We start from the raw sequence: 594 nt of genomic DNA, 5'->3' as shown, positions 1-594 counted from the left end.
AAAAGAAGCTATTTATATCGCGTTAGGTATCACTTTGGAAGGGACGCGAGAGATTCTAGGCTTTTATGTTGGCGGAAGAGAATCGGCAAGTGGTTGGAGAGAAATTCTAGAAAATTTACATGAGCGAGGCGTGAAAAACGTCTTACTAGGTATTTTTGATGGATTAACTGGCTTAGAAACAGCGTTTCTAAGTGTATATCCTAAAGCGGATGTTCAGCGTTGTGTTGTGCATAAAATGAGAAATCTGTTGTCCAAAGTGCGCAAATCTGATCAAAAAGAGGTCGCAAGTGATTTTAAACAAGTTTATAAAGCCATTGATTTATCAATTGCGGAAGACGCGTTTCAAATGATAAAAGAAAAATGGGGAAAGAAATACAAAAAAGAAGTGGAATCATGGGAGAAAGATTTACCTGTTCTTCTTACTTTTTATAAATATCCAAAAGAGATTCGACCATATCTTTATACAACGAATATGATTGAGCGAACAATTAAAGAGGTACGGAAGCGTTTAAAGACAATGAATAGTCTTCCTAGTCTAGAATCTGTGGAGAAAATTGTATATTTAGTATCAACGAATTATAACAATAGTTGGAC

1 protein-coding gene is annotated in these 594 nt (G+C 35.4%); it reads left to right on the top strand.

Translation table 11 applies throughout. The annotated features are described in order from the left end of the window. A partial coding sequence (locus tag CN373_RS24885) for an IS256 family transposase (protein ID WP_113745342.1) occupies nucleotides 1–594 on the top strand: 594 nt, incomplete at both ends.

This window comes from Bacillus cereus, assembly GCF_002561295.1.
Classification (GTDB): Bacteria; Bacillota; Bacilli; order Bacillales; family Bacillaceae_G; genus Bacillus_A; species Bacillus_A cereus_S.
Note: the sequence above shows the minus strand (reverse complement) of the source record. Positions and strands in the feature narration are given on the sequence as shown.